Genomic DNA, 6,640 nt, shown 5'->3' with positions numbered 1-6,640 from the left:
GCGGGGGCTAAGCCGAGCCCCGCGGGCCCGCTCGCCCGCGGGGAGCGCGCCGCTGAGGCCGCTAAGGCCCGAACCGGGCCGCCAGGTGGGCGGAGGGCTTGGCCACGACCGCCCCCGTCTCCACGCCCAGGTCGTCGGCGATGACCTCGCACTTGGCCTGGAGCAGGAAGAGCACCGGCGCATCGACCTCGCTCAGGGTCTCGTAGCAGGCCTGGCCCTTGGCGATGATCAGATCCGCGGCGTCGAAGCGCTCCCGGAAGGCCTGCGAGCACAGCTCCAGCGGGGCGCCCATGGCGTCGCAGCCGGTGTCCACGATCTCCGCCACCTGGTGGATCCCCGCCTCCCGGGCCTCCGCCAGGGTGGCGTCGTTGAGCACGGGGCTCGCCTTGACGGCGTAGGTCACCGGGCGGCCCAGGGCCTGGATCAGCACCCGGTCGAACACCGTCTCGCCGGCGTTGTCCGCGAGGTAGAGCACCCGGTCCGCCCGCTCCAGGGCCCGGCGCAGCACCGCCATGCCGTCGATGCCGAAGGGGGCCCCGAGCACCCGCTCGAGGGTGGCGTCCAGGTTGAAGGTCTCGGCGGCGCCGTAGTCGATGATGTTGCCGGTGATGGCGAGGCGCGCCGCCGTCTCCAGGGGATCCGCGGCCTCCTGCATCACCGTCTCCAGGCGCGGCTGCATGGCCAGGGCGGCGGCGGTCGCCTCCCGCTTCGCCTCGCGGTAGGGATCCCGGTCCCCGGTGATCTCGCGCACCCGCCGGTGGATGTGATTCCCCATCTCCGGCGGTGTGGCGTCCCGGGCCAGGGCCTTAAGCTGCTCCAGGGTCTCCAGCAGCACCGTGTGCTGCTGCGCCTCCGACGCCCCGGCCCGGCGCGCGCCGCTCAGGGCCTGGCGCATGAAGCAGGGCCAGCAATCCAAGTAGATCTTCATCACGCTTCGCGAGGGACCGCCCCCTCCGTGACCAGCACGGCTGCGCGGCCCGGCTCGCCTCCTCCTGTCCATGTGGCGGCTAAATCATACCATCCAAGTCCAGGATCCGCGGCCGCGCGCGAGCAGCTCTGGCGCGGAAGAACGGCTCCTACGGACGACTACCGCAGAGGAGACCGTCGCGAGCGCCATCGATTACGCGGAGCAGCAGGACAGCTACGCATTCCTGGTCTACCACCAGGGCAAGCTGGTGGTGGAGCGCTACAGCGCGGGGCATGGCCCAGAGAGCCGCTTCGATAGCAGCTCCATGCACAAGAGCGTCCTGGGCCTGCTGCTGGGAGCAGCGATCGAGGACGGCCATATCGATAGCCTCGACGATCCTATTGGCGACTACCTCCCGGCCTGGTCGGACTTGCCGGTGGTGCGGTGAGCCCCTCGCCGTCGTAGCCCAAGGCGCTAGGCGCCCTCGCCTGGACGTAGATAGAGACGGGACCGCTGTAAGGTGAGAGGGTCAGTCCTCGATCCGGAAGAGGCGATCGAAGTGGACCACCTCCAGGATCCAGCGTACCTCACGGGGGCAGTGGCGCAGGACCACTTCGCCGCTCCCGCCGTCGGCCTCCACCATCCGGCGCAGCGCCAGCAGCATGTCGAGCCCTGAGCTATCGAGGTATGTCACCCCACCCAGATCCACCACGAGGCGCCCCGTCGTCGCCTCCCGTCCTTCGCACGCTCGCTGAAGCTCCTCGCGCAGGGCAGGATCGAGGTGGCCCCGCACGCTCAGCACGAGGCTCCCGCCGCCGTCTTCGTAGCTCGCATGCACCGCCATAGCGCCCCCTCCCTTTGTTAAGGCGCTCTTGATTTAAGTCAAGAGCATACTCCCTGTCCCGGCAATACCCCTAAAGGCATAAGCCTGCTCCTGAAGGAGGCAAGTCAAGAGCGCAGCGCTCCTACGCCACCGTCTTGCCAACAAGCAGCAGACGGAGCCACTGTTTCATCGTGCGTGAACAAGATCGGAGGGCACGATGGCGGAGACAGTCGGATTCGTCGGATTAGGCCACATGGGCGAGCCCATGGCCTGGAACCTCTACCGGGCCGGGTTTAGCCTCGGCGTCTACAACCGGACGCCCGAGCGGGCCGCGCCGTTCCGCGACAGCGGCATCCCGGCCTACGCCACGCCCGCGGAGCTGGCCGCGGCGAGCAGCGCAGTCCTCATCATGGTCACCGACTCCCCCGCACTGCAGGCGGTTGTCGAGGGCGAGAGCGGCCTACTCGAGGGCCTGCGCGACGGGACCCTCGTGATCAACATGAGCACCGTCTCCCACGAGGCGACGTGCGCCGCGGCCCGCGCCGTCGAGGCGAGTGGCGGGCAGTTTGTCGACGCCCCGGTCTCGGGGACCCGCAAGCCCGCCGAGGACGCTGCGCTGACCATCCTGGCGGGCAGCGAGGCGGAGGCGCTTGAGCGGGCTCGCCCCCTGCTCGATGCCCTGGGGCGAGCGACCATCCACTGCGGATCAGTCGGGACCGGGACGGATACCAAGCACGCCATCAACCTGCTGCTCGGCACCATGATGCAGGGCTTCAGCGAGGCCCTCGCCTTCAGCCAGCACCGCGGCCTCAACCTGGACACGGTGATCGAGGCCATCCAGACCGGCGCCACCAGCTCGCCCCTCTATCAGCTCAAGGGCGCCGCCATCCGGGCGGACGACTACCGCAAGCAGTTCCCGGTCGAGCTACTGCTCAAGGACCTCGACCTGATCCTGGACGCAGGACGGCAGGCGGGCGTCTATCTGCCGGCGGCCGCGACCGTTCGCGAGGCGGCCAGCGGCGCCAACGCCGCCGGCTACGGCGAGCAGGACATGGCCGCCCTGCTCAAGTGGCTGGAGACCGCCTCGGGACGCCGCTCAGAGTCTTAGTGATACCGCTGCGAGCCTCCAGAGCCCGACCCGCCTGTCTGGCGGCCGGCCCACTGCAGGGGCGGCGGCAGCTCCGCTTCGTCCTCCTCCTCGGCGGATTCCGCCTCGCCGCCGTCGGGGAACAGGTCCTCGAGCCAGTCGGCCCGCGCCAGGGCATCCTCGTGGGGGCGCAGCGCCCGGCGGATCTCGGCCAGGGGCACATCGGCCTGCGCGCCGAAGGCCCGCAGCAACAGCGCCGCGCTATCCCCCGAGACGTCCGCCTGGAGCGAGAACACCTCGCCGCGATACTCGCGCTCGAGGTGCGCCATCAGCTGGTGGAAGGCGGCCAGGTCCTCGGCCTGGGAGAGCCCCTCCTCGAGGGCGCTGTAGAACGGCTGCGGCACCAGCGCCAGGGTCCCCTCGCGCTCGGCGTCCTCGACGCCGAGCCAGGCGTCGAGCGGCTCCGCGAAGGCGCGGGTCCAAGCGAGCTCCGCCGCCTCGAGTCCGTCCTCGTCCGCGACGTCCGTGAAGAAGTCGCTCGCCAGCGGCGCCGGCCCGAGGCGCAGGCCCAGCGCCAGGCGCACGCCATAGTCGGGGCCGGCGGGCGCCTCGCTGCTGAGCAGCTGATCGAAGCGCGCCTCGGCCTGCTCGCCCTCCGCCAGGGCCAGCAGGGCCTGGGTGAGCCGCCGCACCTGCAGCCAATCCAGCCCGTAGACCGCCTCCGGCGGGAGCAGCGCGGAGGCGAGCACGATGGACTCGCCCTCGCCGATGGCGCCGCAGCGCCGGAAGCTCTCGGTGAGCGCCTGCATGGACGCCTCGGGCGGCGCCAGCGGCTCACCGTCCGCCGGCAGCGCCTCGGGGCGGCGGATCACCAGGGGGGCGATGAAGAGCTCGGCCTCGCCGGGCATCGGCTCGCCGTCGTCCCCCGCCAGGGGGACCGGCTCCTGGCAGCTGAGCCGCCCGATCCAGGCGCGCAGGTCCTCGAGCTCCGCCCAGCGCCACTGCGCGGCCAGCCGCCCGAGGGCTTCGTGCAGCGGCCGTGTGCGGCCGCGGTGCAGGCAGCGCTCGAGGCGCTCCTCGAGCGCCCCGGCCCACTGCTGCTGCGCCTCCGCGCTGGCCTGGGGGTCCTCGATCTGGCGGATCAGGGTCTCGATGGCCCGGGCCTCCTCGCCCGTGCCGGCGGCGGCGCCTTGGGTGCCCTTGGCGCGCTTGCGGGAGCGGCTCATGGCGGCCTCCTGCTCGTCTTGGGGGTGCTTCCCCCCAGGATGCCCGCGCCGGCCTCGCCGCTCTAGCCCGGGAGGGCCGCCGCAGCTACTCGAGCTGCCGCACCTTCGACGTGGTATCAGACCCTCACGCGAGCGCTTTTCGATCCGGCGCTACCGGCCGTACTCGTCCTTGCGGCCGAGGTTGAACAGAGCCATACCGCGACCTTGACCTTCCCGATCCTGGGGCTCCTCGAAGCCTTGTTGGCGCTTCCCTCCTTCATACCACCTTGCCAACGAGCGGCAAGCCGAGCCACCGTTTCATCGTGTGTAGCAAGATCAGAGGGCACGATGCTAAAGGGGCTGGAGACCGCCTCGGGGACGCCGCTGCCATGAGCAAGGAGAGCCTGGACACGTTCGCCGGCTGGCGGGCACGCGCCCGCCTCGTCCGGCCGGACGCCCGGCCGTCGGGCTGGACCGGACAGGAAGGTGAGCCGGAGCCGCTGTATCGGCAGGCGGATACGGTGCCTATCGAGTCGGAGGCGGACCTGGACGCCACCAGCGCTGCCCCGGCGCAGAGCCGCTACCCCGGCGTGTACGACTACGGGAGTGCCGCAGGGCCTAAGCGGAGGAAACGCTAGCTCGGCGGCCGGGCATTGCGGGTCCTCCCCACCGCGGCAGGGGCCTCCTGGGCCGCGAGCACGGCCGTCCTGAAAAGCGGATCCGCCGAGTGCTCGGTATAGCCGCGGCGCAACTGGGCGCGGTAGTAATGCGCCACGCGGCGCTGGGCGCTCTCGAGATCGGCGAAGACCTCGACGCGGTACTGCCCTCTGCCCCGGCTCCCGAGCCGCCCCCAGCGGCGCACCAGCCGCACGGGGGCGAAGAGATCGCGCTCCAGGGTGAGCGTGTAGAAGCGCCGAATCCCGCGCGCGGGCTCAATGCGCACCAGCTCCAGGGTCCACTCAGGATAGCCAGTAGCCATCACCGCACGCCCCACGAAGTCGGGGCTGTCCCGGGGCGATGGGCGCCGGCAGCTTAGCCCCTTCGCTGCCTTGGCCGAAGGTCCGCGGTGCCATCTATCAGCGCACTCCAGTGCCGATCCTTTTTCCGCTAAGTGCCACTGCACCGTCTCCAGCGCCTCCAGGGCGCGCTCGACGCTGTAGGCGGAGCCCTTGACCTTGAGATACATGCGCAGGACGCGGTAGAGGACCAGGGCAAGGACGAAGACTGTTGCGCTTGATTCTTGAGACCAGCCACTAACCCACGCTTCAACTTTCCAGATCCGCGACCTATAGAAGCGGCCAAAAAACCGGCCATAGCGCCGGCCACAAACATGGTATGCATTTTCTTAAATTCCTGATACCATTGAGTCCATGGATGATAGCGAGGCGGACAACAAACCGGCCAAAGAAGCGGCAGAAGACCGGGGTGAGCGGGTTGCGCTCATGGAGCCGGTGCTGATCGGTGAAAGCTCCCGACATCGCGGCGAGATTTCGGATCTCGTGGTCGAGCTGGCGAGCCGGGCGGCCGGGTTTCGGCGCAGCCTGCCCGAAGGATTGACCGCCGCGCTCGCCAATCTGGTGCGGGCGATGAACTGCTACTACAGCAATCTCATCGAAGGCCACGATACCCACCCGGTGGATATCGAACGCGCGCTCAAGGATGACTATAGCGCGGACAAGCGCAAGCGCAATCTCCAGCTTGAGGCAAAGGCGCATATCACCGTACAGGAATGGATCGACGCCGGCGGCTTTGCGGGGCGCTCGGTATCCGCGGACGGCCTGCGCGAGATGCATCGGCGGTTCTGCGAACTACTTCCCGATGATCTGCTCTGGATTCAGCACCCCAGCACCCACGAATGGATGCCGGTAAAGCCGGGGGAGCTGCGCGCGCATGACGTCCAGATCGGCCGGCACGTGCCGGTCAGTCCCGGCGCGCTGCCGCGCTTTCTCGAACGCTTTGAAAGCGCCTATGGCAGGCTTGGGCGCACAGAAGGCATCATGGCGGCCGCCTGCGGGCATCATCGTCTGCTCTGGATACACCCGTTTCTAGACGGCAATGGCCGCGTCGCCCGACTGATGTCGCATGCTATCCTGATCGACCGGCTCGACACAGGCGGGATCTGGTCGGTCGCCCGTGGTCTGGCGCGCAACGAGAGCGAGTACAAGTCAAAGCTCATGGCCTGCGATCTTGAGCGGCGCAATGACCTCGATGGGCGCGGCCATCTGAGCGAGGAGACCCTCGCGGACTTCACGAAATTCTTCCTTCGGATCTGCATCGACCAGGTCGACTTCATGGAGCGGCTGATGCAGCCCGACCGGCTGCGTGAGCGTCTGCTGATGTGGGCGGAAGAAGAGATGCGGGCGGACGCGCTGCCGCCCAAGTCGAATAACGTCTTAGAAGCGCTGCTCTATCGGGGCGAATTGCCGCGCGGCGATGTCGCCGGCTTGCTGGGCGTTAGCGAACGGCAGGCACGGCGTATAACCTCCGCCTTGATCAACAGCGGCATTGTCACCTCCAAAAGCAGCCGTGCACCGCTCTACCTCGCGTTTCCAGCACGCCTCGCCACGCGGCTTATGCCGGGGCTTTTCCCCGAGATGCCGCACGATTCCAACACATAG

The 6,640-nt window shown here is 69.0% G+C and carries 8 protein-coding genes; 4 read left to right on the top strand and 4 right to left on the bottom strand.

What is annotated here, in order from left to right; all coding sequences use genetic code 11:
- Nucleotides 1-61: 61 nt before the first annotated feature.
- On the bottom strand, nt 62-928 hold the full coding sequence (locus CKO13_RS02320) for a damage-control phosphatase ARMT1 family protein (protein ID WP_200256403.1): 867 nt from the start codon (nt 926-928) through the stop codon (nt 62-64).
- Between the two features lie 70 nt (nt 929-998).
- Here CKO13_RS02320 and CKO13_RS02315 point away from each other — a divergent pair, with 70 nt between their 5' ends.
- On the top strand, nt 999-1,355 hold the full coding sequence (locus CKO13_RS02315) for a serine hydrolase (protein WP_200256401.1): 357 nt from the start codon (nt 999-1,001) through the stop codon (nt 1,353-1,355).
- A gap of 81 nt (nt 1,356-1,436) precedes the next feature.
- Here the strand turns inward: CKO13_RS02315 and CKO13_RS02310 are convergent, their stop codons facing one another.
- The gene (locus CKO13_RS02310) at nt 1,437-1,751 is read right to left on the bottom strand and encodes an STAS domain-containing protein (RefSeq protein WP_200256399.1); all 315 of its coding nucleotides are present in this window, start codon (nt 1,749-1,751) and stop codon (nt 1,437-1,439) included.
- A gap of 196 nt (nt 1,752-1,947) precedes the next feature.
- Between CKO13_RS02310 and CKO13_RS02305 the strand changes: the two genes are divergently transcribed.
- Nucleotides 1,948-2,838: an NAD(P)-dependent oxidoreductase gene (locus CKO13_RS02305; protein ID WP_200256398.1), complete on the top strand. Its 891-nt coding sequence runs from the start codon at nt 1,948-1,950 to the stop codon at nt 2,836-2,838.
- On the opposite strand, the gene CKO13_RS02300 is transcribed toward CKO13_RS02305, so the two are convergent.
- Nucleotides 2,835-4,043 (bottom strand): hypothetical protein, encoded by a 1,209-nt coding sequence (locus CKO13_RS02300; protein ID WP_200256397.1) that lies wholly within the window; start codon nt 4,041-4,043, stop codon nt 2,835-2,837. The two genes, CKO13_RS02305 and CKO13_RS02300, sit on opposite strands and share 4 nt — an antisense overlap.
- A gap of 368 nt (nt 4,044-4,411) precedes the next feature.
- On the opposite strand from CKO13_RS02300, the gene CKO13_RS02295 reads away from it, so the two are divergent.
- Nucleotides 4,412-4,660, top strand: coding sequence for a hypothetical protein (locus tag CKO13_RS02295; RefSeq protein WP_200256396.1), 249 nt, complete (start codon nt 4,412-4,414; stop codon nt 4,658-4,660).
- Here CKO13_RS02295 and CKO13_RS12565 read toward each other — a convergent pair.
- Nucleotides 4,657-5,001: a WGR domain-containing protein gene (locus tag CKO13_RS12565; protein ID WP_242467842.1), complete on the bottom strand. Its 345-nt coding sequence runs from the start codon at nt 4,999-5,001 to the stop codon at nt 4,657-4,659. The two genes, CKO13_RS02295 and CKO13_RS12565, sit on opposite strands and share 4 nt — an antisense overlap.
- A 391-nt stretch (nt 5,002-5,392) precedes the next feature.
- On the opposite strand from CKO13_RS12565, the gene CKO13_RS02285 reads away from it, so the two are divergent.
- A complete protein-coding gene (locus CKO13_RS02285) occupies nt 5,393-6,640 on the top strand; it encodes a Fic family protein (RefSeq protein ID WP_242467841.1) in 1,248 nt (415 codons plus the stop codon).

This window comes from Halorhodospira neutriphila, from assembly GCF_016584055.1.
Classification (GTDB): Bacteria; Pseudomonadota; Gammaproteobacteria; order Nitrococcales; family Halorhodospiraceae; genus Halorhodospira; species Halorhodospira neutriphila.
Note: the sequence above shows the minus strand (reverse complement) of the source record. Positions and strands in the feature narration are given on the sequence as shown.